Below are 23,816 nucleotides of genomic sequence, written 5' to 3'. Positions count from 1 at the left end.
ACCGCAGACCGCACCACCCAGACCGCACCACACAGCACCCCGCCAGACACAGAGAGGCACGACCCCCATGACCACCCACCGATACCGAACCCCCGCGCTCGGCGCGCTGGCCGCGGCATCCGTCCTCGCCCTCGTCGGCTGCGCGGGCGCAAACACCGGCGCGACCGGCACCGCGAGCGCCGGCACGCCCGTCGCCGGCGGCGCGCTGACGGTCGAGTTCTGGCCTGACAACGCCGCGTTCTCGTGCGTCGACCCGTTCCAGACGTACTGGATCGAGCACCGCCAGGTGATCCGCAACGTCGCCGACTCGCTCACCGATCAAGACCCTGAGACCGGCGAGATCGTGCCGTGGCTCGCGACCGACTGGACCGTGAGCGACGACGGTCTCACCTACACGTTCGACCTGCGCGACGATGTCACCTTCAGCGACGGCACGGCATTCACGGCGCAGTCGGTCGTAACCGCGCTCGACAACGATGCGCAGACCCTCGCCGACGTGCCCGGCGCCTACGGCGGCGTGTACATCGCGGGCTACGCATCGAGCAACGCCGTCGACGAGCACACCGTCGAGGTTCACTTCACGACGCCCAACGCGGCGTTCCTGCAGGGCACCTCGACGACCAACCTCGCGATCCTCGCGGCGGCGTCATACGAGAAGACGCCCGAAGAGCGCTGCCTCGGCGACGTCATCGGCTCGGGGCCGTTCACGCTCGACTCGTACAAGCCCGGCGAAGGCATCGACCTCACCAAGCGCGAGGGCTACGCCTGGGCGAGCGAACTGAACGCACACCAGGGCGAGGCCTACCTCGACTCTGTCCACATCAACTACGTCGCGGAAGACAGCGTCCGCGTCGGCGACCTCACGAGCGGCGCGAGCGACATCGCGTGGCCGCGCAATCCGTTCACACCCGAGGATGCCGCGCTGCTGACCTCCAGCGGGGCGACGATCGAGTCGCGCGCCCTGCCCGGCCCGTCGTACGCGTTCTACCCGAACGTCACCGACGGCCACCCGCTGTCCGATCCGCTCGTGCGTGACGCGCTGCAGAAGGCGATCGACCGCGAGACCTACGCGGCGACGATCTACGGCCCGGACTATCCCGTCGTCGAGGGCGCCTTCGACTCGACGACACCGTTCTTCGTGAGCGAAGCCGACAAGCTCGCCTACGACCCCGACGGCGCCGCCGAGCTTCTCAACGAGGCCGGCTGGACGCTCGAGGACGGCGCGACCTACCGCACGAAGGACGGGCAGACACTCACGATCGTCGAGCCCATCACGGCGGAGAGCCCCGGCGACGTCCTGCTGCAAGACCAGCTCAAGCAGATCGGCATCCAGCTCGAGCTGACCGTCTTCCAGGCATCCGAACGGGCCAGCATCATCGCGAACGGCAACTACGACCTGATCGCCACGTATTACACGCGGGCCGATCCCGGCGTGCTGCAGTGGATCCTCGACGACCGCTACTCCGGCTCCAAGGCGCTCGCCGCCAACGCGCAGTCGGCCGAAACGGCGCAGCAGATCAAGGACCTCTTCGATCAGGGGCTGGAAGAGACCGACTTCTCCGCCCGGGCCGACGTCTACGCGCAGCTGCAGGATCTGCTGATCGACGAGGGCGTCTCGTTCCCCGTGTTCGAACGCGTGCAGCAGGCGGCCACGGCCTCTGATGTGCACGGGTTCCGCTTCACGAGCGAGTCGTTCCTCTCGTACTACGACATCTGGAAGGACGCGTCCTAGATCATGTTCCGGTACGTTCTCGGGCGGGTCGGCCAGGCCGTCCTCGTGCTCTGGGCCGCCTACACCGTCACGTTCGTCATCCTGTATCTGCTGCCGAGCGACCCCGTGGCGCTCCAGCTGTCGGCCAACAACATCGAGGTCGATTCGCTGACGCAGGCGCAGCGCGAACAGGCGGCGGCACGGTTGGGCCTGGACCGGCCCGTCTGGGAGCAGTACCTCTCCCTCCTGCTGGCGGCGCTGCGCGGCGACTTCGGCACCTCGTTCGCCAAGGGGCTGCCGGTGTCGGAACTGCTGGCGCAGCGCCTGCCCGGCACGGTGACCCTCAGCATCATCGCGATCGGCCTGTCGCTCGTTTTCGGGACGGCCCTCGCCGTCTTCGCGACGTGGCTGCCGAAGGGGCCCGCCGCGACGTTCCTGCGCCGGGTTCCCGCCGCCGGCGTGAGCGTGCCGAACTTCTGGATCGGGCTGCTGTTGATCCAGGTGTTCGCGTTCACGCTCGGCTGGCTGCCCGCGACGGGCGACACCGGGCCGCAGAGTCTCGTGCTCCCAGCCGTCACGATGGCGATCCCGACCTCGGCCGTGCTCGCGCAAGTGCTCGTCCGCAGCTTCGACGACACCCTCAGCGAGCCGTACATCGCGACCGCCCGCGCGAAGGGGCTGAGCCGCTGGGCGGTACAGCTGCGGCACGCGTTCCGCAACGCGGCGCTGCCGACGCTGACGATCCTGGGCCTGCTGGTCGGCGCGACCGTGACCGGCTCGATCGTCGTCGAGACGGTGTTCTCGCGCAACGGCGTCGGCCGGCTCGCGCAGGAGTCCGTGCTCGCGCAGGACATCCCCGTCGTGCAGGCGATCGTCGTGATCGCCGCCGCCGCCTTCGTCGTCGTCAACCTCGTCGTCGACCTCCTCTATCCGCTGCTCGATCCCCGCATCGCGCACACGCCGAAAGTGAGCCGCGCATGACCGACCTCCTCGAGAAGCCGCTGGCTCTCGCCTCAGCCTGGACGACACCGGATGCCTCGGCAGCCACACGCCCGGATGCCTCGACCGATCGCCGCGCGCCCCGGCATCCCGCGATCGTGCTGCTGCGGCGCCCGGGCGTCATTGTGGCCGTCGCGATCGTCGCGTTCGCGATCCTCACGGCGATCTGGCCCGGCCTGTTCGCGACCTACGACCCGACCGCGACCGAACCGGCCGCGCGGCTGAGCGCGCCGAGCCTTGCGCACTGGTTCGGCACCGACGAACTCGGCCGCGACTTGTACTCGCGCGTCGTGCACGGTTCGACCCTGACGATCGCGGCGACCGCGCTCGCGATCGGCATCGCGCTCGTGGTGGGCCTGACCCTGGGCATCCTGTCGGGATTCGTCGGCGGCGCCGTCGACTCGGTCGCGATGCGCATCGTCGACGTCTTCCTCGCGATCCCGGGCCTGCTGCTGGCGCTCGCGATCGTGACGGCGCTCGGCTTCGGCACGCTGCCGGTGGCGATCGCGGTCGGCGTCGGCATCGTGCCGGGCTTCGCGCGCACGACCCGCGCCGAGGTGCTGCGTGTCAAGACCCTGCCGTACATCGAGGCGGCGCGGGCGGGCGGGGCATCGTGGACCCGCGTGCTCGTGACGCACGTGCTGCCGAACTCGTGGGGGCCGGTCGCGGTGCTCGCCGTGCTCGACTTCGGGGCGGCGATCCTCGCGGTCGCGGCCCTGAGCTTCCTCGGATTCGGTGCGGCGCCGCCCGCCGCCGAATGGGGCACGCTCATCTCGGCGGGCCGTAACTACCTCGTCACGGCGCCGTGGGTGTCACTGCTGCCGGGCCTGTTCGTCGCGGCCGTCGTGCTGAGCCTCAACCACCTGGCGAAGAGCTTCGAGGAGATCCAGCGATGAGCGACGATCCGGTCATCCGCATCGAAGGCCTCACGGTCGACTACCGCACCGACACGCGGACGGCGCACGCGCTGCGCGGCCTCGACCTCGAGGTGCGCCGCGGGGAACGCGTCGCGATCGTGGGCGAGTCGGGCTCCGGCAAGAGCACGGCCGCCCTCGCGCTGCTGGGCCTGCTGCCGCACGCGGGGAACATTGTGGGCGGCTCGGCGCGCGTCGCGGGCGTCGAGCTCGCGGGGGCGTCCGAGCGCGTCGCGCGGCGTGTGCGCGGCCGCGTCATCGCGCTCGTGCCGCAGGACCCGACCGTGTCGCTGAACCCGACGCAGCGCATCGGGCACCAGGTCGCCGAGGCCGTGCGGCTGCGCGGCGTGCCGAAACCGCACGTGGATGCCGAGGTGCTGGTCGCACTCACACAGGCCGGCATCGACGACCCCGTCGCCCGCGCACGGCAGTACCCGCACGAGCTGTCGGGCGGGCTGCGTCAGCGCGTCCTCATCGCGATCGCGCTCGCGGGCGACCCCGACATCATCGTCGCCGACGAGCCCACGAGCGCGCTCGATGTGACGGTGCAGCGGCGCATCCTCGACCACCTCGACCGGCTCGTGCGCGACCGGGGCATCGGTCTCGTGCTCATCACGCACGACCTCGGCGTCGCCGCCGACCGCGCCGACCGCGTGCTCGTCATGCAGCACGGGGTCGTCGTCGAGCAGGGCCCCGCGCTCCAGGTGCTTGCGGCGCCCACCGCCGAGTACACGCGCCGGCTCGTGCAGGCCGCGCCCGGGCTCACCGCGCCCGTGCCGCCGCGCGAGGCGGATCCCGACGCGCGCGTGCTCGTGCGCTGGACCGACGTCGTCAAGGAGTTCCCGCTGCCGCGCGGTGCCGCCGCACCGTCGGTGCGCGCCGTCGACGGCGTCGACCTCGCCGCGCGCGCCGGCCGGACGCTCGCGATCGTGGGTGAGTCGGGCTCGGGCAAGACGACCCTGCTGCGCCTCGCGCTGGGGGTCGAGAAGCCCACGAGCGGCACCGTGACGTTCGACGGCGTCGACGTCGACGGCATCGGCTGGCGCGAGGGACGCGCGTTGCGGCGCCGGTTCCAGCTCGTGCAGCAGAACCCGTACGCCTCGCTCGACCCGCGGTTCTCGGTTGCGCGCAGCGTCGCCGAGCCGCTCGTCGCGTTCGGCATCGGCGACCGGGCGTCGCGCCGCGCGCGCGTCGCCGAGCTGCTCGACCTCGTGGGGCTGCCGGCCGACGCGGCATCCCGTCGCCCCGCCGAACTGTCGGGCGGCCAGCGCCAGCGCGTCGCAATCGCCCGTGCGCTCGCGATCGAGCCCGAGCTCATTTACCTCGATGAGCCCGTCTCGGCGCTCGACGTCTCGGTACAGGACCAGGTGCTGCGCCTGCTCGCCGACCTGCAGGAGCGTCTCGGCGTCGCCTACGTCTTCGTCTCGCACGACCTCGGCGTGGTGGCGCAGGTCGCGCACGACGTCGCTGTCGTCCAGCGCGGGCGCGTCGTCGAGCGCGGGCCCGCGAAGCGCGTCCTGACCGCGCCCGAGCATGCGTACACCCGCGCCCTGCTCGACGCCGTGCCGGGCGCACGCCTGAGGGAGGTCACCGCATGAGCCGGTACATCGTCGTCGGAGCGGGCGCCCTCGGCGGGCTGCTCGCGGCGCAGTGGACGCTCGCGGGCGTGCCCGTCACGCTCGTTGCGCGCAGTCGCGCGCTCGAGGTCATCGCCCGCGACGGACTGCGCATCCGCAGGCCGCACGGCGACGACGTCGTGCGCGTCGACGTCGTCGCCTCGATCGCCCAGGCGCGCCCGACCGCCGCCGACACGATCGTGCTCGCGGTCAAGGCGCAGGATGCCGAGGCGACGGTCGCCCAGATCGCGTGGACGCCCCTGGTCGACGGCCGCGGCGTCGTCGCCGACCTGCCGATCCTGACGCTGCAGAACGGACTCGCGGCCGAAGACATCGCGCTGCGGCGGTTCCACACCGTGATCGGCGTCTCGATCGGCATCCCCGCGAGTCACCTCGAACCGGGCGTCATCGTGTCGCCCGCCTACCCGATCGTCGGCGCCGCGTGGCTCGGCGGGTTCCCGGCGTCGCTGCCGGGCGAGGAGGAGCGGCACCGCGTCGCCCTCGCCAAGGCCGGCTTCGCGACGGCCGTCGAGCCCGACATCGCTGCCGCCAAGCGCCGCAAGCTGATCGCGAACCTCCGCAACGTCGTCGACGTGTTCGACGCGTCGATCGAGCAGGCCGAGCGGGCCGAGGCGGCGCTCGCCGCCGAGGCGCGCGCCGTGTTCCGCGCGGCGCGGCTGCCGATCGCGCTGCCGTCCCTCGACGGGATGGGACTGCAGATCGGCGAGGTGCCCGGCCACACGCTCGGGCACCTGTCGACGTGGCAGAGCTTCGCGCGCGGCACCTCGAACGAGGTCGACTTCCTCAGCGGGGAGGTCGTGCTGATCGCGCGCATCGTCGGCGTCGAGGCGCCGCTCAACGAGGCCGTCGCGCACGCCCTCGGCGCTCTCGCGGCACGCGGCGGCGGGCCCGGCGAGGTGCCCTTGCCCGACGAGTTCGAATACGACCTGTTCACCCGGGTCGAGGAGATGCGCGCGTGACGACGATCGACGCGCATCCCCTCATCTCGACGGCGCCCGCCGACCTCGCGGCCGTCGCGGCAGACCGTTCGGGCTGGCCGTTCGCCGTCTGGCCTGACGGCGTCGCCGTGCCGTCGTCGGTCGACGACGTCCGCTCCGTGGTCGCGTGGGCGCACGCCACGGGCACTCCCGTCGTCGCGCGCGGCGCGGGGTCGGGGCTCGCGGGCGCCTCCGTCGGGGTCGAAGGCGCCATCGTGCTCGACCTGTCGCGGCTCGATCGCATCGTCGAGATCGACCCCGACGAGCAGCTCGCCCGCGTCGAGCCGGGCGTCGTGACGGCAGAGCTGGATGCCCGGGCATCCGCCCACGGCCTCATGTACGCGCCCGATCCGGGCAGCGTCGGGATCTCGACGATCGGCGGCAACATCGCGACGAACGCGGGTGGCCTGCGCGGCGCGAAGTACGGCGTGACGCGAGACCACGTGCTCGCGCTCGACGTCGTGCTCGCCGACGGCACGCTCATCCACGTCGGCCGCGACACGCTCAAGGGCGTCACCGGCTACGACCTCGTGGGGCTGTTCACGGGGTCAGAGGGCACCCTCGGCATCGTCGTGGGCGCGACGCTGCGGCTCGTGCCGCGCCCGGTGCGCACGGCGACCGCGAGCGCGGCGTTCGCCGACCTCGAGTCGGCGGCGCGCGCGGTCACGGCGATCACCCGGTCGGGTGCACGGCCGGCTGTGCTCGAGATCCTCGACGGGGCGACCCTGGCCGCGATCGACGCGCTCGAGGGCACGAGCCTGCGCGCGGCCGGCGACGCGCTGCTGATCGTGCAGACCGACGGATTCGGCGCCGAAGAGGAGCTGGATGTCGTCGTCGCTGCGATCGCGGGCCTCGCGACGGCCGTCGAGACCGCGACGGATGCCGAGGCATCCGATCGCCTGCTCTTCTCCCGCCGCCGCGCCCTGCCGGCGCTGGAGGCGATCGGGCGGCCGCTCATCGAAGACATCGCCGTGCCGCGCGCACGGCTCGCCGAGGCCGTCCGCGCCATCCGTCAGATCGCGGCGGAAGAGGGCGTGCGCATCTTCGTCTTCGGGCACGCCGGCGACGGAAACCTGCACCCGATCATCGTGACGGACGCCGCGCCCACCGACGCGCCGATCCCGGCGGCGGCGCAGGCTGCCGCCGACCGCATCTTCGCGCTTGCGCTCGCGCTCGGCGGCACGATCACCGCCGAGCACGGCGTCGGGCGACTCAAGCGGGAGTGGGCCGTGCGCGAGCTCGGACCCGACGTGCACGCGCTGCAGCAGCGACTGCGCGCGACGCTGGATCCACGCGGCATCCTGAACCCCGGATCCAGCCTCTGACGGCGGATGCCGGGTGTGCCCTGGGCTTACTGGGGCGTGCCCCGGGCGTTCGCGTCAGTGGGTGTGGCCGGGCACGGCATCCTGGGCGAGCTTGAACGCGAGGCGCCCGTGCGCGAAGCCGCCACCCGCGCGGATCGCGGTCGCCACCCACGCGGTCTCGGCGAGCTCGGCTTCGCTCGCGCCGGCCTTGACGGCCTTCTGCGCGTGCGCGTCGATGCAGTAGGTGCACTGGGTCGTGAGCCCGACCGCGAGCGCGATGAGCTCGCGGTACTTGAGCGGGATCTCGCGCCCCTCCGCGGCGAACACGGCGGAATCGAAGTCGACCCAGGTCTTGAGGATGTCGGGGGTCTCCGCCTTGTAGACGCGGTTGTATGCGCGGTCACCCTCGCGGTCGAAGAAGTCGCTCATTGCGGTGATCTGCCTTGCCTGGGCACGTGCGGGCCCGCTCGCCGGGCGCTGCGATCTGCGCCCGTGGCATCCACGCTAGGTGTGTGCGCGAGCGGCACGGGCCGTGCATTACGCGGCGTGACGCGTGCGTGACGCCGCGTGTCACAGCCCGCGCGACACGGCCCGACGCCTGCGTCTAACGTCGCCTCATGACCTCGACTCCGATCCTCGCTCCGCTCCGCTCTGGTGATGCCGTCGTCGCCGAGGGCAGGCCGCTGCGGGTGGTCGGCGTGTCGGGCTCGTTGCACGATCCGAGCAAGACCACGAGCCTCGTCGAGGCCATCTTGGACTCTGTCGGTCGGCGTGGCGTCGTCGAGACGCGGCTGATCGCGATCGCGCAGATCGGCACGGCGCTCGCCGGCGCGCTCAGCCGCGACGAGCTCCCGGCCGAGGTCGAAGAGGCGCTGCAGGCGATCGAGCAGGCCGACCTGCTCGTCGTCGCGACGCCCGTCTATCGGGCATCCTTCACCGGCCTGTTCAAGCACTTGTTCGACTTCGTCGGACAGTACGCCCTCGTCGGCAAGCCCGTACTGCTGGCCGCGACGGGCGGCGGCGAGCGGCACGCGCTGATCATCGAGCACCAGCTGCGGCCGCTGTTCGCGTTCTTCCAGGCGCTCACGCTGCCCGTCGGCGTCTACGCCAGCACCGCCGACTTCGACGGCGCTGCGCTGCGCGATGGCGCCGTGCGCGCCCGCGTCGAGCAGGCCGTCGACCGCGCGCTGCCGCTGATCGAGCAGTCGCGCCGCCAGCCTGTGTCGGAGTACGTCTCGAACTGGTGAGGCGCCGCCGTGCGCGGCGCCCCGGCCCGCGCCGCGCGCTCACCCCGCGAGAAACCACATCTGCGCGAGAAACGCGCGCTCCGTGGTTTCTCACGCAGGAAGTGGTTTCTCACGCCCGCCGCGGGGCCGGCAACCGCAGCGTCATCGTCGTGCCCGCCGCTGAGGTGCTCGTCACCTCGACCGAGCCGCCGAAGCGCCCGACGGTGTCTTGCACGAGGCTCAGCCCGATGCCGAAACCTGTGCTCGCCGTGCCGCCGCCGTCGACCGCGTCGGATGACCGCGCGAACCGGTCGAAGACCTGATCGGGGCGGATGCCTCGGATTCCTGAGCCCTCGTCCGCGACAGAGATCGCGACCCGGCCTCGCTCGCCCGTGGCTTCGACACGCACGGATCCGCCCGCCGGGGTGTGCTTGATCGCGTTGTCGATGAGCGCGACGAGGGCGCGGTGCAGGCTCGTCTCGGGGATGAGGGCTGCGGCATCCTCGGGCATCCGATCGGCCGTGAGAACGACGCCGCGCTCGTCGGCGCGCATGCGCATGGAGGCCACGGCGCGCGCGACCACCGGGGCGACGAGAACGGGCGCAGCGGCGCCGATCGTGGTGACGTCGACAGCATCGAGCAGGTCGTTGACGATGCCGACGACGTTGCGGCTGTCGTCGCGCAGCTCTTTCACGAGCGTCTGATTCGGGTCGTCGGGTGCCATGCCGCGCTCGAGCACCTGCAGGCGCGTGTCGAGGATCGCGAGGGGCGTGCGCAGCTCGTGCGACGCGTCGGCGACGAAGCGGCGCTGGCGTGCGAGCGCGTCGACGAGCGGCGCGACGGCGCGGCGCGTCGCGAGGATGCCGAGGATTCCCGCGAGCGCGACCGCGAGCAGGCCGAGGATGAGGCCGCCGATGAGGATGTCGAGGCCGCCGATGTCGACGGTCCGTTCGTGGCGGTTCGGGTCGAAGAGATCGACGAGCGGGATCTGCTGGAACACGAGCACGAAGGCCGCGATCAGCACGACGATGACGAGGATCGAGACGGCGACGGTGATCCAGACGCCGACCCGCACGGCCGTGCGGCGCACCAGCAGCGCGTCGGCATCCCACTGACGTGGACGGCGCGTCACAGCATGCCCAATCGGTAGCCGCGGCCCCGCACGGTCGTGACGATGTCGGGGTCGGTCTTGCGGCGCAGGTAGTGCACGTAGGTGTCGACGGTGCCGGGGGTGTCGGTCGCCTCGAACACGGCGCGCAGGATCTCGCTGCGCGCGAAGGTGGTCTGCGGATGCGTGACGAACAGCTTCAGCAGGTCCGACTCGCGCTCGGTGAGGATCGTGCGTCCGTCGTACGGCGAGTAGACGGTGCGCGAGTCGGGGTAGAACTCCCACGGGCCGAGCCGCACGAACGGCCCTTCGCCGTCGCTGACGCGGCGGATCGCGCGCAGCCGCGCGAACAGTTCGTCGAACTCGAACGGCTTGACGAGGTAGTCGTTGGCACCGGCATCCAGCCCCCGCACCTTGTCTTGCACGGTGCCGAGCGCCGTCAGGATGAGGGTCGGCGTCGTCACGCCGCTGCGTCGCAGTGTCTCGACGATCGAGACCCCGTCGATGCCCGGGAGCCGCCGGTCGATGATGAGCACGTCGAAGTATGCCTCGAGAGCGGCGTCGAGCGCCGCCGCTCCGTCCGCGAGGAGAGTCACGTCGTACACCTCGTCGAGCACCCGCACCATCAGCGGCCCGAGCTGTGGGTCGTCTTCGGCCAGCAGCAGACGCGGTCGCGCATCGATCATGGGGCCCACTCTCGCCAGAACGCACTGAGATTCCTCTAAGAATCGCGCCCTCGACTCCGCCGCGCAATTCTTCGCGGTTGCTTATAGCGCGATTGCGAAGGTCGAGGAGTGCGGGCGTGGAGTCCGCGGAAATGGAGAACCATCGTGGCAGTGCACAAGAAGACCCTGATCGCGACCGTCGGCGGAGGTGCCGCGGCGCTCGCACTCGGGCTGGGCGGGCTCGCGCTCGCGCTTCCCGCGAACGCGGCGACGCCGGCGCCCGCCGACACGACCGTGACGTCGACGACCGGCACCGACGCCGAGACGGCGGATGACAACGGGGCGGCCGACACCGAGACGAACGACGACACGGGCGCGGCCGACACGGATGCCGAGACGGCGGACGACAACGGCGCCGCCGACACCGACGTCGAGACGAACGACGACAACGGCGCCGCCGACACCGACGTCGAGACGAACGACGACGGCAACTGACGCACGGCGACAGCGGGCGGCCGGGGCATTCTCGCCCGGCCGCCTTTTTTCTGTGCCGCTTCCTGTGCAGGTTCTTAGCGCGCGGTGCAGAGACTGCAGGTAGACCATCCACACGAAGAAGGGGGTTGCGGAGATGACTGCATTCGCCGGTGCGAAGACGATCAGCAGGTTCGGTCAGGGTGCGCTGCTGCTCGCGGCCGCCCTCGTCGCGGCGATCGAGCTGATCACGCTCGTCGGCGCCGAGGATGACGGCGCCGACGAGCTCGACGAGGATGCCGAGTACTGACGCCGCTACTGCAGCGACGCGAGCAGCGTGTTCAGCGCGTCGGCCTGCGCCGTGGCATCCGGCGTCGATGCGCGCACGGCGGTGAGCACGTGGTCGATCTGTCCGTCGAGGACGTTCCACCCGGTGTCATCGAGCGGCTGCAGGGTCGACTGCGCGGCATCCCACGCCCTCTCGAGATCCTTCACGCGGGCGACAGCACCCGCCTGATCGCCGCTCGTGACGAGGTCGAGGGTGTCCTGCGTGATCGTCCGGAAGCCCGCGACGTCGGATGCCGGGAACTTCTCGGTCGCGGAATGCCCGGGTGCGAGAGTCGCAGCCACGGCGGGCCCCTCTTCGCTCGCGGCGGCGACATCGTGCGGCTGCGCGGCCGCCCAGGTGAGCGTGCCGACAGTGAGCACCGCGACGGCGCCGAGATAGCCGAGCATGAGGCGCTCGCGGCGCGGGTCGCCGATGCGCTTCTCGCGGGGTGCGGTCTCGAGGACATCCGCACGCGTGACCGAGAGGTACACGACCGTCGCGAGGATCGCCGCGAGGAAGATGATGCTCGTCCAGCCGACGCCGATGCCGAGTCCGCCCTGATCGGTCGGGAAGCCCATCCAGTCGCCGAGGTTCGCGCCGAGCGGGCGGGTCAGGATGTACGCCAGCCAGAACGAGAGGACGGGGCTCGCGCCGAGGCGCCACCCGACCGTGACGGCGACGATGAGCCCTGCGGGCAGCAGCACCGAGATGCCCGGGCTCCATCCGGTCAGCTCGAGGATCCAGTCGCCGGCGGCGGTGCCGAGCGCGAACGTCACGAGGATCGCGAGCCAGTAGAACAGCTCGCGCGGCGTCGTGGTGATGCTGTGGATCGAGAGCGTCCGCTGGCTGCGCCACCAGATGCCGAAGACGACCGCGAGGATCACCGCGAACACCGTCGTGCTGACGGCGAGCGGCACGCCGAGGTCGTCGGTGAGGATGTCGGTGTACAGGGTGCCCGTCACGCTCACGACGACGACCGTCAGCCAGTAGACGAACGGCACGTACCGCCGCAGCGACAGCTGCCAGATCAGCACCGCGGCGAGGACGACGGTGAACAGCACCGACGTCAGCTCCAGGCCGACCCCGAGGGTCATGTTGATCCAGTCGGCGAAGCTCTCGCCGACGGTCGTGCAGAGGATCTTGATGATCCAGAACCAGAGGGTGATCTCGGGTACTTTGCTGAGCATTTCGCGCCGGCGCGTGGCGCCGGGCAGTGTCATGGTTTCCGTCACGGCTCGCACGCTATGGAGGCGCGACTAAGCGAGCTCTAAGGCGGGGCGGCCGGCGCGTCAGGCCGACCCGCGTGCCCGGTAGCGCGTGCTGGGGCGGCCTGCGGTCGCGTAGTCGAGCGACTTCTCGGCGGCGCCCGTCGACGCAAGGTGCTCGAGGTACCGCCGGCAGCTCACGCGGGACAGCCCGATCGCCTCGGCGATGTCGGCGGCGGATGCCTCTCGTCGCGCGGTGAGTTCACCCGCGACCAGAGCGAGGGTCTCGGTGGTCAGTCCCTTCGGCAGCGCCGCGCGCGTGGATGGGCGCATCACCGCATCCACATCACCCTGCGCGAGCCGCTGCGGTGCGGCGGCCCCGGCCGCGCGCTCCTGCACGATGTCGTCGATGCGCTGGTGCAGGTCGACGACCGTGAACGGTTTGACGAGGTAATGTCGGACGCCCAGCAGTCGCGCCTCGCGCACGGTGTCGACGTCGCGCGCGGCCGTCGTGATGGGTGGCAAGAAGATCAAGAAGCAGCAGCAGGCGGCGGGCCATGAGGGTGGCCTCGACATGGTCAAGTTCGCTGACATCCAGACCTCGCAGCTGTTCATCGACAAGAGCCTCGCCGCTGTTCCTCTCGGTGTCACGGACGACGACATCGACGCGGCGATCGGCGCGTCGGTGACCCTCTCGGTGAATGTACTCGACGGGAAGGCCAAGACGATCGACATGCGCGGCGAGTGAGAGTCGGGGTCCGCGTCGCGGCACGGACCCCGCGCTCAGCGCGAGTATGCGGGTGCCGTCACGCGGGAGCGAGAGCGAGAGCACCGGCATGATGCCGGCGAGCTTGGGAAGGACCAGCACGCTGGGCACTTTCGCGGCGTCGCCATTCGTGCCCGAGCGATACGGGCTGGCGATCAGGATGATTCAGTCGAGCCGGCGACAAGTTTATCGACCGCGTCTGGGCTGAGTCGCTCGTTGAGGACCATCAGACCGGCCCCACGAATTCCGGCGCCCGTGCCGCCGCGGGCGGGCACGATGTTGAGATGCTGGGTTGCCAGCGGTATGGATCTCCGGTAGACGATCTCGCGTACACCGGCGATGATCTCCTGCACATTTGCGCCCAACTGGCCGCCCACCACGACGACCGAGGGGTTGAGGAGGCTCACACACATTGCGGTGACCTCACCGATCGCTCTCCCGGCGTTGCGTGCAGCTTCTATCGCGTCCGGGTCTCCGGTTCGGATGAGGTCGACGACGTGATTTGGTTCAAGGAGTCGCTCCCCCGAGCTGAGTTCGGCCGCGATCGCGGGAATGCTGGCTGTCGCCTCCAGATCGGGCCCATCAGCCGACGCGCCCGGAACCTGGACATGACCCAGATCCCCGGCTGATCCACGAGAGCCGCGTTGCAGCACGCCGCCGGCGATGATCCCCGCCCCAATGCCCGTTGAGACCTTGATGAACAGCAGGTCATCGGTATCCGGCCATTGAGAGGAGTGCTCGCCTAGGGCTAAGAGATTCACGTCGTTATCGACGAAGACCGGCGTGTCCAACTGCGAACGGATGAAGTTCGGGATGTCGAAGCCGTCCCAACCGGGCATGATCGGTGGCCGGATAGGGCGACCCGTCGCGTGTTCCACCGGCCCAGGGACGCCAACCCCAATGCCAAGAAGCCGTGACTGGTCATAGCCAGTTTGGACGAGCAATCGTACGGCTGTGTCGTTCACCCATCGAAGGGTCGCTTCGGGGCCCTCCGCGATGTCCAGCCTGCGATCCTCTTGCCGGAGGATTCTGCCCGAGAGGTCGAGCACGCCGACTGAGCCGTGGGTCGCTCCGAGATCTACGCCGATGGTAACGCGCGAAGTCTGCTCGAAGATGAAGCGCCCGGCGGGGCGCCCTCCCGAAGTCTGCGTCGTCCCCGCGTGCGCAACCAGGCCAGCTGATGTCAGCGCTCCGAGCCGATTGACCACGCTTGTGCGGGCAAGCCCGGTCTCTTTCACGAGATCGGACCTCGTCCGTGGGCGACCGTCGCGTAGAAGTTGGAGCAGGTCCCCAGCGCCGGTCGTTGCATCCATAGTAGGAACTTTACTCGGTCATTAGATCTGCCATGCAAGGGTCGAGTATTGACAGGCAGATGTCATAACTAGTACGCTCTACGCGACACCGCTGGCGTCTACAAGGAGGTAGAAGTGATGAAGTTCGCGTACGAAGCAAACGCCTGGGGCGGGGTGATCGGAAACCCAAATGCCGTCACCGATCTCGGCACCGGGTTCTACGTCACCCCCGGTGACGTGAACGCCACGCTCGCGACCATCGCCGCGGCCGGCTACACCGGCATCGAACTGTTCGACGGCAACCTCCTGCCGTTCGAAGAGTCGATGGACGAGTTCACCGCCGCTGCACGCGGGGCCGGACTCGAAGTCGTCGGCGTCTACAGCGGCGGCCACTTCATCTACCGCGACGCCCATGCCGACGAACTGGCGCGCTTCGATCGCTCCATCGCCCTCGCTTCGGCCGCAGGTGCCCGCCACTACGTGGTCGGCGGCGGCGCGATCCGATCGACCGGCCGTCGCGAGGAGGACTTCGTCGTGGCAGGGGAGCTCCTCAGCACCGTCGCGGATCGAGCACGCGCCGTCGGTCTGGTTCCCAGCTACCATCCACATCTCGGCAGCCTGGCGCAGACCCCGGAGCAGATCGACGCGCTATTTGCCGCGACCAGCATCGGCCTGTGCGCCGACGTCGCCCACATCGCCGCCGGCGGCGGCGATGCGGCAGCGGTGATCACGAAGTACGCCGATCGTCTCGACTACCTGCACCTCAAGGATGTTGACCTAGCCACCAACGCCTTCCTGCCGCTCGGCGAGGGAGACCTCGACCTCGCCGCCGTCATCGACGCCGCCGTGGCCGCCGGCTATGACGACTGGGTCACTGTTGAGCTCGACGGCTACCCGGGTGACCAGGCGGCTGCCGCGGCCCGCAGCCTCGCGTACCTGAAAGCCAGCAAGCTCGGCGCCTGAGAGAGGATTCGGTCGCCGACGAATCATTACCACCCTCCCGAACCAGCACGGTTCGAAACACCTGAACATCTATAGCAAAGGAGCACACGGATGAAGATCAGAAGCGCCCTCGTCGCCGTCACGGCGGCCGCGGCAATATTCGCTCTGGCAGGCTGCACGCCCGCCGGCGGCGGAACCACCACCGAGGTCGACGCAGGCGTAGCCGCCGAGATCGATGCGGCACTGGCCGAGATTACCGGCACCGTCCTCAGCACCGGTCCGAACGGCGAGGAGCCCTCCTCGGTCGACACCAGCGTCGTCACCGACGAGCAGGCCGCCGAGATCGCGGGTATGGGCCTCAAGGCGGCCATCGTCATGCACTACGGAGGCAACGACTGGGCCAACGCCCAGATTGACGGGCTCAACTCGGAGTTCAAACGGCTCGGCATCCAGGTCATCGCCACCACCGACGCTGACTTCGATCCGGCCACCCAGGTGTCGCAGATTGAGACCGTCCTCACCCAGGACCCCGACATCATCGTCTCAATCCCCACAGACCCGGTGGCCACGGCTAGCGCGTACCGCAAGGCCGCCGAGCAGGGTGTGAAGCTGGTCTTCATGGACAACGTGCCCGACGGCTTCGTCGCCGGCCAGGACTACGTGTCGATGGTTTCGGCCGACAACTATGGCAATGGCGTAACCAGCGCCTACCTTCTCGCTCGGTCGCTGGGTGGACAGGGCAAGATCGGCGTGATCTACCACGAGGCCGACTTCTTCGTGACGAAGCAGCGTTACGAGGGTTTCAAGGACACCATCACTGAGAAGTTTCCGGACATCGAGATTGTGCAGGAGCAGGGCATCGCCGGCCCCGACTTCGCCGGTGACGCCCAGGGTGTCGCCAACGCCATGCTCACCAAGAACGCCGACCTCGACGGCATCTGGGCAGTCTGGGACGTCCCCGCCGAGGGCGTGATGGCGGCGGCCCGGGAGACCGGCCGCACCGACATCAAGATCGCCACCGAAGACCTCGGCACCAATGTCGCGATCGCACTCGCGAAGAACCAGATGGTCGTCGGCCTGGGCGCCCAGCTTCCGTTCGACCAGGGTGTGGCCGAGGCCGACCTGGCCGCGCTGAGCATCCTGGGTCAGGCGGTTCCGTCCTACGTCGCCCTGAGCTCGCTTCCGGTCGACCACGAGAACGTGCTTGAGGCGTGGGAGAAGGTCTACGGATCCGAGGCCCCCGCCGCGGTACGCGACGCCTACGTCGACTGACGCAATAACATCCGCACCACCCCATCCGCTCGGTGGGGGCGACCGTTCGCGCCCACCGAGCACCCCTTTTTCTCCTTCTCTCAGAAAGACAGCCATGCAGGACATCAACATCGCCATGATCGGTGGCGGCTTCATGGGCAAGGCCCACTCGCTCGCCTACGCCGCCATGCCCATGTTCTTCTCGCCGGCGCCCGCCCGGCCGGTCAAGAAGGTCGTGGTCGACGTCACCGACGACCTGGCCCGCGCCGCCTCTGAGCGCTACGCCTGGGAGGGCTACTCCAGCGATTGGCGCGCTGTGATCGCCGATCCGTCGATCGACGTGATCGACATCGCCACCCCGAACAACTCGCACGCCGAGATTGCGATCGCGGCGGCCGAGGCCGGGAAGCACATCATTTGCGAGAAGCCACTCGCCCCCACCGCCGAGGAGGCGGGCCGCATGCTCGCCGCCGCCGAGAAGGCAGGTGTGGTGACTGCGGTGGCCTTCAACTACCGCCGCACCCCGGCCGTGGCGCTGGCGAAGAAGTACATCGACGAGGGCGCCATTGGCGAGATCCTCAACTTCCGCGGCACTTATCTGCAGGACTGGAGCGCCGACCCCAATTCCCCGCTGAGTTGGCGCTTTCAGAAGAAGGTCGCCGGATCGGGCGCTGTGGGCGACATCGGCTCGCACGTGGTCGACCTGGCCCGCTACCTCGTGGGCGAGATCGCGGCCGTCACCTCGGTGGTCTCGAACTTCATCCCCACCCGCCCGCTGCAGTCCGGCGGCTTCGACAACCTCGGTGCCTCGAACACAGACAATGAGGGCCCGCGCGGCGAGGTAGACGTCGACGACGAGGCGATGTCGCTTGTTCGATTCGCAAACGGCGCCGTCGGCTCGATCGAGGCCACCCGCAACGCCTGGGGTCGCAACAACTACATCACCTTCGAGATTCACGGCACCGAGGGCTCGATCTTCTTCAACTATGAGAACCGCGACGAGCTGCAGGTGGCATTCAAGAAAGATGCCGGTGACCGTCGCGGTTTCCGTACTGTCTACACGGGCCCCAACACGCCCTATGGGGAGTCGCTCTGGCCCATCCCGGCGCTCGGCATCGGGTACGGCGAGACGAAGATCATCGAGGCGCACGACTTCATCAAGGCCGTGGTCGAGGGTGGCACCGTTTCGCCCAACTTCACCGACGGCTACCAGGCCGCCTTGGTAGACGAGGCCATCCTCGAGTCGGGTCGCACCGGCCAGTGGGTCTCGGTTCCGGACGCACGAAATGTCTGATTCCAGCGCGGCCCCCGCGGTGCGAATGCGGCAGATCGTGAAGAGCTTCGGCCCGGTCGAGGTTCTCAAGTCTGTCGAGATGGACATCGTGGCGGGCGAGGTGCACGCGCTGGCCGGTGAGAATGGCGCGGGCAAGTCCACCCTGATGAAGGTGCTGCAAGGCGTGCATCCCATCACCTCAGGGGTCATCGAGGTGAACGGAGAGCCAGTCGACATTCGCAACACCGCCGACGCCGAACGCGCCGGCATCGGCATGGTGTTCCAGGAGTTCAGCCTCGTCCCGTCGATGACGGTCGCTCAGAACATCTTCCTCGGCCGTGAACTGCGCGGCGCCGCCGGTCTCGTCGACGACCGCGCAGCCGAGCGGGCCGCCCGCGAGCTGTTCGACGGACTCGGCGTCACGATCGACCCGAAGGCGCGCGTCGAAGACCTCGGCACCGCATACTGGCAGCTGGTCGAGATTGCCAAGGCGCTCGCGAAGAACGCCAACGTGCTGGTGATGGACGAGCCCACCGCGAGCCTCGCCAAGCATGAGGTCGAGAACCTATTCATTCTGATCGAAACCCTCAAGGCACGCGGCATCGCGATCGTCTACATTTCGCACCGAATGGACGAGATTCGCCGCGTCGCCGACCGGATCACCGTGCTACGTGACGGCCGCGTCGTGCTCTCCGCGGCGGTGGCCGAGCTGAGCGCCGCCGATATCATCGAGGCCATCATCGGCCGCCGCCTTGCCAGCGACCTGGTCTACCGCGACCGCGCGATCGCGGCGGACGCGCCCGTGCTGCTCGAGGCCAACGGCATCGCCAGCGACTCCGTGCTCGATGACGTCAGCATGACCGTGCGCGCCGGGGAGATCGTGGGCCTGGCGGGCCTGATGGGTTCGGGCCGGACCGAGTTCGCACGCGTGGTGGCCGGCATGGATAGGCCCACCCGCGGCACCCTCCGCATCGACGGCGAGGCCGTGCGCTTCGGCAGCCCGATCGAGGCGCAGGACGCGGGCGTCGCCCTCATCCCAGAAGACCGGCGCGAGCAAGGCCTCGTGCTGCAGCACTCCGTCTCTGACAACCTCACCCTGCCGGTGCTCGGTCGGGTGAAGTCGGGTGCGTTCCTGTCGATGGCGAAGCTACGCCAGCTCACCGAGCAGCTCGTCACCCGGTTCGCCGTGAAGGTGGCCGATCCGTACGCCCCGGTCAGTCTGCTGTCGGGCGGCAACCAGCAGAAGGTTGTCGTGGCGAAGTGGATGAACATCGAGCCGCGCATCCTCGTCATGGACGAGCCCACCGCCGGTGTAGACATCGGCACCAAGACCGAGATCCTTGACATCGTGCGCGAGTTCGCCTCGCAGGGCAACGCGGTCGTGTTCATCTCATCCGAGCTTCCCGAGCTGCTCGCCGTCGCCGACCGCATCGTGGTCATCCGCGAGGGCCGCTCGGCCCGCGAACTCGCCCGCACCGACGTCGAGAGCGAAGAACAGCTCCAACTCATCATCCAAGGAGAGGCAGCATGAGCAGCCCCACGACCACCACCCGACCCCCGCTCGCCGCGCGCGTCGCGGCCCGCCTTGACTGGCGCAGCAACATCATCTACATCGCCTTCGTGGTGGTGTTTGTCCTCTTTGCCATCTTCCTCGGGGGCGACGGCTTCCTCTCGCCGAACAACATGCTCAACATCGTGCGGCAGACCGCGACGATCTCGATCATGGCTGTGGCGATGACCTTCGTGATCGCGACCGCCGAGATCGACCTCTCGGTGGGCTCGATTGCGGGTTTGGCCTCGGTGGTTACCGCGATGACAACCACGCAGTTCGGCTTGGTCCCCGGCATCATCGCCGGTCTCGCGGCTGGCGCTGTGATCGGTGCGATCAACGGTGGCCTGGTGGCGCTGCTCAAGATTCCATCGTTCCTCGTCACTCTCGGCATGCTCGGTCTCGCGGCTGGCCTCGCACAATGGATCACGTCGTCGGCGCCGCAGCCGATCACCGACCGCCTTTACGTGATGATCTTCGGCGGCGGCGACTTCGGCCCCGTGCCCGGCCTGCTCGTCTGGACCGTAGTGGCAGTGGCCGTGGGATGGGTGGTGATGAACCGTACCGGCTTTGGCCGCAAGGTGCTCGCCACAGGTGGCAACCCGACCGCGGCGGCTTATACCGGCATCCGTACCGCGCGGATCAAGTTCTCAGTGCTGCTGATATCGGGCATTGCGGCGGCTGTGGCCGGGATGCTCTACGCCGGGCGCCTTGAATCGGGCCGCTTCCAGTGGGGGCAGGGCGACGAACTCACCGTCATCGCGGCGGTCATCCTCGGTGGCACCAGCCTGTTCGGCGGTCGCGGTGCCATCATCGGAACCCTGTTCGGATCGCTATTCATGGGGCTGATCAACAACGGGCTCATCCTCGCCGGGCTGGACGTGGCGCAGCAGCAGGTCGTGCGCGGTGCCATCATCATCGCGGCGGTGGCCCTATCGAGGAAGAAGTGATGACCGGCGGACGTCGGCCGCTCCGCAGCGGCATCATCGGCACCGGCTTCATGGGCCGGGTGCACACCGCCGCGGTGCGCGCCACCGGCGGTGAGGTGCTCGCCTACGCCGGGCGCGACGCCGAGCGCACCCGGGCCGCGGCCGAGGCTGCGGGCGTGCCGCTCGCTCTCGCCGCCGAGGAGCTCATCGCGCACCCCGACATCGACATTGTGCACATCTGCACACCCAACGCGCAGCACGTCCCGCTTGCCGAGGCAGCCATCGCGGCCGGCAAGCACGTGGTGTGCGAGAAGCCGCTGGCGCTCGGCGCCGAGGAGGCCGCACGCCTCGAGGCCGCCGCCCAGGCCGGCGGCGTGGTGCACGCCGTGCCCTTCGTGTACCGCTTCTACCCCACAGTGCGCGAGACGCGTGCCCGCATTGCCTCCTCTGACGAGCGCGTCTGGCTCGCTCACGGCCACTACCTGCAGGATTGGCTGGCCGAACAGTCCAGCTACAACTGGCGGGTCGACGATGGCGCCTCGCGCGCCTTCTCCGACATCGGCGTGCACTGGTGCGACCTCTTCGAGTTCGCCACCGGCCACCGCATCGAGCGGCTCATTGCTCAGCGTCCGCGTCTGCACGACACCCGACTCTCAGAGGACGGTGAAGTGCCGGTCTCTACCGAGGACGGGGTGACCATGATGTTCCAGACCGACCGCGGCGCCACCGGATCCGTCGTCATCTCGCAGGCAACCCCCGGTCGAAAGAACAGGCTCTGGCTCTCGATCGACGGCGAGCAGCACTCGTACGCCTTCGACCAGGAAAGCCCGAACGAGCTCTGGATCGGATCGAACGAGGGCGTCTCGCTGCTGCCCAAGGGTGTCGAGACTTTCGGCGATGCGGCTGCCCGGTCGTACGTGAGCGTGCCGTCGGGTCATCCGCAGGGCTATCAGGACTGCTTCACCCTGTTCGTGCGCGACGTGCACGCCGCTATCCGCGGCGAGGTCGTCGACGGACTGCCCACTTTCGCCGATGGCGTGCGCGCGGCGCAGCTCACGGATGCCGTGGTCACCTCCTCGGCGACCGGGCGCTGGGTCGATGTCGCCCAGGGGCGGCCGGTCGAGACGAGCGCGGCGTGAGCGCGGTATCGTCGCCGCATCCCGTCACCCTGTTCACGGGTCAGTGGGCGGATCTGCCTTTCGAGGAGGTCGCGCGTCTCGCCGCATCCTGGGGATACGACGGCCTCGAAATCGCGGCATCTGGTGACCACCTCGATCTGCAACGCGCGGATGAGGATCCGGCGTATGTAGCGTCGCGGTTGGAGATCCTGGATCGTCACGGTCTCAAGGTCTACGCGGTCTCCAATCACCTAGCCGGTCAAGCGGTGTGTGATGCCCCGATCGACTTCCGCCACCAGGCGATCCTGCGCCCCTACGTGTGGGGCGACGGCGAGGCGGAGGGTGTACGTCAGCGTGCGGCGGCAGACATGAAGCGCTCGGCGCGCGTCGCCCGCGCGCTCGGAGCCGATACGGTCGTTGGATTCACCGGGTCCTCCGTATGGCCGTACGTGGCGATGTTCCCACCAGTGCCCGCCTCGGTAATCGAGGCCGGGTACGAGGACTTCGCTGCGCGCTGGAATCCAATCCTCGATGTGTTCGACGCCGAGGGGGTGCGATTCGCGCACGAGGTGCACCCCGGTGAGATCGCATACGACTACTGGACGTCTGTCCGCGCGCTCGAGGCGATCGACCACCGCAAGGCGTTCGGGTTCAACTGGGATCCGTCGCACATGATGTGGCAGAACATCGATCCGGTTGGGTTTATCTGGGACTTCAAGGACCTGATATATCACGTGGATTGCAAGGACACCCGTCTGCGTCCCACGAACGGTCGTGCCGGTGTCATGGGTTCGCACCTGCCCTGGGGTGACCCGCGCCGCGGATGGGACTTCGTGTCGCCCGGGCACGGGAACGTGCCGTGGGAGGACTCGTTCCGCGCACTCGCGGCCATCGGCTACACGGGCCCGATCTCGATCGAGTGGGAGGACGCGGGCATGGATCGCCTGCACGGCGCGGCCGAGGCCGTCGGCTTCATCCGCTCCCTGCTCTGGCCTCCGTCCGCCGCCGCTTTCGATGCCGCCTTCTCCAACCAATGACCACCCGGTGTCGGGTTGCTCCAACGAGGAAAGCGCAGTGACGCCGCTCTCGCTCACCGTCGGCGCGACCGTGATCTGGGTGCAGCTCCGCGTGCGGCCGGCCGAGGAGGCCCGCTTCCGAGCAGCCGCCGCGACCCTCGCCGAACGATCGCTCGCCGAGGAAGTCGGCTGCTTGCAGTATGACGTGGTCTCCCTCGACGAAGCCTCATGCCGCTACAGCATCTACGAGGTGTACGCCGACGAGGCTGCGCTTGCGGCCCACCGTGCCGCGCCGCACTACGCGGAGTGGGAGGCGATGGCGCCGAGCTTCTTCGAGGAGGGCGGCGCCTCCATCCGCATCGGCGTTCGGATGGTGCCACCCTCCGTGTGAGATGGATGTCCGAGTGTCGGTCTGGCGCGTGCGCGGTACGACCGACCGAGGGGCGCGGCCCTTGTGTCTGGCGGCGCTCACCGAGGTGGCTCTCCGAGACGGAGTCGCTCCCCTCATCATCGAACGCGACGAGTTGCTGGAACGCGCCGATAGGCAGCTGATCGCCGCCGCGCTCCGAGACCACCCTGAGGCGGAGCTTCGCTATGCGCATGTGGCGCCGCACGAGAAACCGCCGCTCTGGGTGAGCGATGCTGTCGCGCGGGGTTACTCGAACGGGGGCGACTGGGTGCGCCACGTCGAAGCGATCGTAGAGTCCCGTGTCACCCGGCTGTAGAAACACGTGAGCCTGGCTCGTCATACCGTCCGGAAGACTGCCAGGCTCCGAGGGCTACTGCTCGCCGTGCATCCAGATGAGCCGGCTATTTCGAGGATTAGCCAGCTAAATCGGCGGATGCGGCCTGACTGAGATCGGCGCGTCAGAGCTGTTTTCGACAGGCGACCGGCCTCAGACCGGCCCGAAGGCCCTCTGCCGGCGGCGTCTCGTTGCCCTGCGTTCGCTCAAAGTGCGGACGGAGCGACCGCATTTCGTCTCGCAGCCTTGCGCAAAGACCGAGCTTAAAAACCACCCCTGACCTGGGCTAAGCAAAACCCCCGCCATGTAGAAGCTAGGCGAGGGTTTCTGGGACCGTTGTAACGACGGTCCTTGTGGCTCCGACGGGCGTCGATCCCGTGACCTCACGATTT

At 69.1% G+C, this 23,816-nt stretch carries 25 protein-coding genes; 19 read left to right on the top strand and 6 right to left on the bottom strand.

Going from position 1 to position 23,816, the window contains the following annotated elements:
* Positions 1–67: 67 nt before the first annotated feature.
* The 6 genes from BGO46_RS11055 to BGO46_RS11030 are packed head-to-tail and all read left to right on the top strand — an operon-like array spanning position 68 to position 7,563.
* On the top strand, positions 68–1,732 hold the full coding sequence (locus BGO46_RS11055) for an ABC transporter substrate-binding protein (RefSeq protein ID WP_292674022.1): 1,665 nt from the start codon (positions 68–70) through the stop codon (positions 1,730–1,732).
* A 3-nt stretch (positions 1,733–1,735) separates the two neighbouring features.
* Complete coding sequence (locus BGO46_RS11050; protein WP_292674025.1) at positions 1,736–2,692, top strand: ABC transporter permease; 957 nt, start codon at positions 1,736–1,738, stop codon at positions 2,690–2,692.
* Complete coding sequence (locus BGO46_RS11045; RefSeq protein ID WP_292674028.1) at positions 2,689–3,606, top strand: ABC transporter permease; 918 nt, start codon at positions 2,689–2,691, stop codon at positions 3,604–3,606. The genes BGO46_RS11050 and BGO46_RS11045 overlap by 4 nt, the downstream gene beginning before the upstream one ends.
* The gene (locus BGO46_RS11040; protein ID WP_292674031.1) at positions 3,603–5,222 is read left to right on the top strand and encodes an ABC transporter ATP-binding protein; all 1,620 of its coding nucleotides are present in this window, start codon (positions 3,603–3,605) and stop codon (positions 5,220–5,222) included. The genes BGO46_RS11045 and BGO46_RS11040 overlap by 4 nt, the downstream gene beginning before the upstream one ends.
* A complete protein-coding gene (locus BGO46_RS11035) occupies positions 5,219–6,220 on the top strand; it encodes a 2-dehydropantoate 2-reductase N-terminal domain-containing protein (protein ID WP_292674034.1) in 1,002 nt (333 codons plus the stop codon). Before BGO46_RS11040 ends, BGO46_RS11035 begins: the two co-directional genes overlap by 4 nt.
* The gene (locus BGO46_RS11030) at positions 6,217–7,563 is read left to right on the top strand and encodes an FAD-linked oxidase C-terminal domain-containing protein (RefSeq protein ID WP_292674037.1); all 1,347 of its coding nucleotides are present in this window, start codon (positions 6,217–6,219) and stop codon (positions 7,561–7,563) included. Before BGO46_RS11035 ends, BGO46_RS11030 begins: the two co-directional genes overlap by 4 nt.
* 54 nt (positions 7,564–7,617) lie before the next feature.
* Here BGO46_RS11030 and BGO46_RS11025 read toward each other — a convergent pair whose 3' ends face one another.
* Positions 7,618–7,971, bottom strand: a complete 354-nt coding sequence (locus tag BGO46_RS11025; RefSeq protein ID WP_292674040.1) for a carboxymuconolactone decarboxylase family protein — start codon at positions 7,969–7,971, stop codon at positions 7,618–7,620.
* Positions 7,972–8,159: 188 nt separating this feature from the next.
* Here BGO46_RS11025 and msuE point away from each other — a divergent pair, with 188 nt between their 5' ends.
* Positions 8,160–8,789 carry an FMN reductase gene (msuE, locus tag BGO46_RS11020; protein ID WP_292674042.1) on the top strand — a complete coding sequence of 210 codons (630 nt, stop codon included), beginning with the start codon at positions 8,160–8,162 and terminating at the stop codon, positions 8,787–8,789.
* Between the two features lie 109 nt (positions 8,790–8,898).
* Here the strand turns inward: msuE and BGO46_RS11015 are convergent, their stop codons facing one another.
* Both BGO46_RS11015 and BGO46_RS11010 read right to left on the bottom strand, forming a co-directional pair.
* The gene (locus tag BGO46_RS11015; protein WP_292674044.1) at positions 8,899–9,900 is read right to left on the bottom strand and encodes a HAMP domain-containing sensor histidine kinase; all 1,002 of its coding nucleotides are present in this window, start codon (positions 9,898–9,900) and stop codon (positions 8,899–8,901) included.
* The gene (locus BGO46_RS11010) at positions 9,897–10,562 is read right to left on the bottom strand and encodes a response regulator transcription factor (protein WP_292674047.1); all 666 of its coding nucleotides are present in this window, start codon (positions 10,560–10,562) and stop codon (positions 9,897–9,899) included. The genes BGO46_RS11015 and BGO46_RS11010 overlap by 4 nt, the downstream gene beginning before the upstream one ends.
* Positions 10,563–10,712: 150 nt before the next feature.
* On the opposite strand from BGO46_RS11010, the gene BGO46_RS11005 reads away from it, so the two are divergent.
* Positions 10,713–11,036 carry a hypothetical protein gene (locus BGO46_RS11005; protein ID WP_292674048.1) on the top strand — a complete coding sequence of 108 codons (324 nt, stop codon included), beginning with the start codon at positions 10,713–10,715 and terminating at the stop codon, positions 11,034–11,036.
* Positions 11,037–11,169: 133 nt separating this feature from the next.
* Positions 11,170–11,322, top strand: coding sequence for a hypothetical protein (locus BGO46_RS11000; protein WP_292674050.1), 153 nt, complete (start codon positions 11,170–11,172; stop codon positions 11,320–11,322).
* Between the two features lie 5 nt (positions 11,323–11,327).
* Here BGO46_RS11000 and BGO46_RS10995 read toward each other — a convergent pair whose 3' ends face one another.
* Both BGO46_RS10995 and BGO46_RS10990 read right to left on the bottom strand, forming a co-directional pair.
* Positions 11,328–12,572 carry a hypothetical protein gene (locus BGO46_RS10995; protein WP_292674053.1) on the bottom strand — a complete coding sequence of 415 codons (1,245 nt, stop codon included), beginning with the start codon at positions 12,570–12,572 and terminating at the stop codon, positions 11,328–11,330.
* A 57-nt stretch (positions 12,573–12,629) separates the two neighbouring features.
* Positions 12,630–13,070, bottom strand: a complete 441-nt coding sequence (locus BGO46_RS10990) for a hypothetical protein (RefSeq protein WP_292674055.1) — start codon at positions 13,068–13,070, stop codon at positions 12,630–12,632.
* Between BGO46_RS10990 and BGO46_RS10985 the strand changes: the two genes are divergently transcribed.
* Positions 13,060–13,293 (top strand): hypothetical protein, encoded by a 234-nt coding sequence (locus BGO46_RS10985; protein WP_292674058.1) that lies wholly within the window; start codon positions 13,060–13,062, stop codon positions 13,291–13,293. The two genes, BGO46_RS10990 and BGO46_RS10985, sit on opposite strands and share 11 nt — an antisense overlap.
* A 173-nt stretch (positions 13,294–13,466) precedes the next feature.
* On the opposite strand, the gene BGO46_RS10980 is transcribed toward BGO46_RS10985, so the two are convergent.
* Positions 13,467–14,624 (bottom strand): ROK family protein, encoded by a 1,158-nt coding sequence (locus BGO46_RS10980; RefSeq protein ID WP_292674061.1) that lies wholly within the window; start codon positions 14,622–14,624, stop codon positions 13,467–13,469.
* A 117-nt stretch (positions 14,625–14,741) separates the two neighbouring features.
* Between BGO46_RS10980 and BGO46_RS10975 the strand changes: the two genes are divergently transcribed.
* From BGO46_RS10975 to BGO46_RS10935, 9 genes are all read left to right on the top strand, one after another.
* Positions 14,742–15,566 (top strand): sugar phosphate isomerase/epimerase, encoded by an 825-nt coding sequence (locus BGO46_RS10975; protein WP_292674250.1) that lies wholly within the window; start codon positions 14,742–14,744, stop codon positions 15,564–15,566.
* 90 nt (positions 15,567–15,656) lie between these two features.
* Positions 15,657–16,817: a substrate-binding domain-containing protein gene (locus tag BGO46_RS10970; RefSeq protein WP_292674064.1), complete on the top strand. Its 1,161-nt coding sequence runs from the start codon at positions 15,657–15,659 to the stop codon at positions 16,815–16,817.
* Positions 16,818–16,911: 94 nt separating this feature from the next.
* Positions 16,912–18,090: a Gfo/Idh/MocA family oxidoreductase gene (locus tag BGO46_RS10965; protein ID WP_292674066.1), complete on the top strand. Its 1,179-nt coding sequence runs from the start codon at positions 16,912–16,914 to the stop codon at positions 18,088–18,090.
* Positions 18,083–19,600, top strand: coding sequence for a sugar ABC transporter ATP-binding protein (locus tag BGO46_RS10960; protein WP_292674067.1), 1,518 nt, complete (start codon positions 18,083–18,085; stop codon positions 19,598–19,600). Before BGO46_RS10965 ends, BGO46_RS10960 begins: the two co-directional genes overlap by 8 nt.
* Complete coding sequence (locus BGO46_RS10955; protein WP_292674069.1) at positions 19,597–20,568, top strand: ABC transporter permease; 972 nt, start codon at positions 19,597–19,599, stop codon at positions 20,566–20,568. Before BGO46_RS10960 ends, BGO46_RS10955 begins: the two co-directional genes overlap by 4 nt.
* A complete protein-coding gene (locus tag BGO46_RS10950) occupies positions 20,568–21,686 on the top strand; it encodes a Gfo/Idh/MocA family oxidoreductase (RefSeq protein WP_292674070.1) in 1,119 nt (372 codons plus the stop codon). The genes BGO46_RS10955 and BGO46_RS10950 overlap by 1 nt, the downstream gene beginning before the upstream one ends.
* A complete protein-coding gene (locus BGO46_RS10945) occupies positions 21,683–22,702 on the top strand; it encodes a sugar phosphate isomerase/epimerase (protein WP_292674071.1) in 1,020 nt (339 codons plus the stop codon). The genes BGO46_RS10950 and BGO46_RS10945 overlap by 4 nt, the downstream gene beginning before the upstream one ends.
* Positions 22,703–22,739: 37 nt before the next feature.
* Positions 22,740–23,072: an antibiotic biosynthesis monooxygenase gene (locus BGO46_RS10940; RefSeq protein WP_292674072.1), complete on the top strand. Its 333-nt coding sequence runs from the start codon at positions 22,740–22,742 to the stop codon at positions 23,070–23,072.
* Position 23,073: 1 nt separating this feature from the next.
* Complete coding sequence (locus tag BGO46_RS10935; RefSeq protein WP_292897763.1) at positions 23,074–23,406, top strand: hypothetical protein; 333 nt, start codon at positions 23,074–23,076, stop codon at positions 23,404–23,406.
* Positions 23,407–23,816: the final 410 nt, after the last annotated feature.

It is taken from the genome of Microbacterium sp. 70-16 (assembly GCF_001898315.1).
Taxonomy (GTDB): Bacteria; Actinomycetota; Actinomycetes; order Actinomycetales; family Microbacteriaceae; genus Microbacterium.
The sequence above is the reverse complement of the archived record's forward strand: the minus strand, read 5'-3'. Positions and strand labels throughout refer to the sequence as shown.

Coding starts and splice junctions, on each gene's coding strand:
- BGO46_RS10955 (WP_292674069.1), top strand. CDS start 19,597: ATGAGCAGCCCCACGACCACCACCCGACCCCCGCTCGCCGCGCGCGTC.
- BGO46_RS10970 (WP_292674064.1), top strand. CDS start 15,657: ATGAAGATCAGAAGCGCCCTCGTCGCCGTCACGGCGGCCGCGGCAATA.
- BGO46_RS11055 (WP_292674022.1), top strand. CDS start 68: ATGACCACCCACCGATACCGAACCCCCGCGCTCGGCGCGCTGGCCGCG.
- BGO46_RS10960 (WP_292674067.1), top strand. CDS start 18,083: ATGTCTGATTCCAGCGCGGCCCCCGCGGTGCGAATGCGGCAGATCGTG.
- BGO46_RS11040 (WP_292674031.1), top strand. CDS start 3,603: ATGAGCGACGATCCGGTCATCCGCATCGAAGGCCTCACGGTCGACTAC.
- BGO46_RS11045 (WP_292674028.1), top strand. CDS start 2,689: ATGACCGACCTCCTCGAGAAGCCGCTGGCTCTCGCCTCAGCCTGGACG.
- msuE (WP_292674042.1), top strand. CDS start 8,160: ATGACCTCGACTCCGATCCTCGCTCCGCTCCGCTCTGGTGATGCCGTC.
- BGO46_RS11010 (WP_292674047.1), bottom strand. CDS start 10,562: ATGATCGATGCGCGACCGCGTCTGCTGCTGGCCGAAGACGACCCACAG.
- BGO46_RS10975 (WP_292674250.1), top strand. CDS start 14,742: ATGAAGTTCGCGTACGAAGCAAACGCCTGGGGCGGGGTGATCGGAAAC.
- BGO46_RS11050 (WP_292674025.1), top strand. CDS start 1,736: ATGTTCCGGTACGTTCTCGGGCGGGTCGGCCAGGCCGTCCTCGTGCTC.
- BGO46_RS11000 (WP_292674050.1), top strand. CDS start 11,170: ATGACTGCATTCGCCGGTGCGAAGACGATCAGCAGGTTCGGTCAGGGT.
- BGO46_RS11035 (WP_292674034.1), top strand. CDS start 5,219: ATGAGCCGGTACATCGTCGTCGGAGCGGGCGCCCTCGGCGGGCTGCTC.
- BGO46_RS10950 (WP_292674070.1), top strand. CDS start 20,568: ATGACCGGCGGACGTCGGCCGCTCCGCAGCGGCATCATCGGCACCGGC.
- BGO46_RS11025 (WP_292674040.1), bottom strand. CDS start 7,971: ATGAGCGACTTCTTCGACCGCGAGGGTGACCGCGCATACAACCGCGTC.
- BGO46_RS10985 (WP_292674058.1), top strand. CDS start 13,060: ATGGGTGGCAAGAAGATCAAGAAGCAGCAGCAGGCGGCGGGCCATGAG.
- BGO46_RS10965 (WP_292674066.1), top strand. CDS start 16,912: ATGCAGGACATCAACATCGCCATGATCGGTGGCGGCTTCATGGGCAAG.
- BGO46_RS10935 (WP_292897763.1), top strand. CDS start 23,074: ATGGATGTCCGAGTGTCGGTCTGGCGCGTGCGCGGTACGACCGACCGA.
- BGO46_RS10980 (WP_292674061.1), bottom strand. CDS start 14,624: ATGGATGCAACGACCGGCGCTGGGGACCTGCTCCAACTTCTACGCGAC.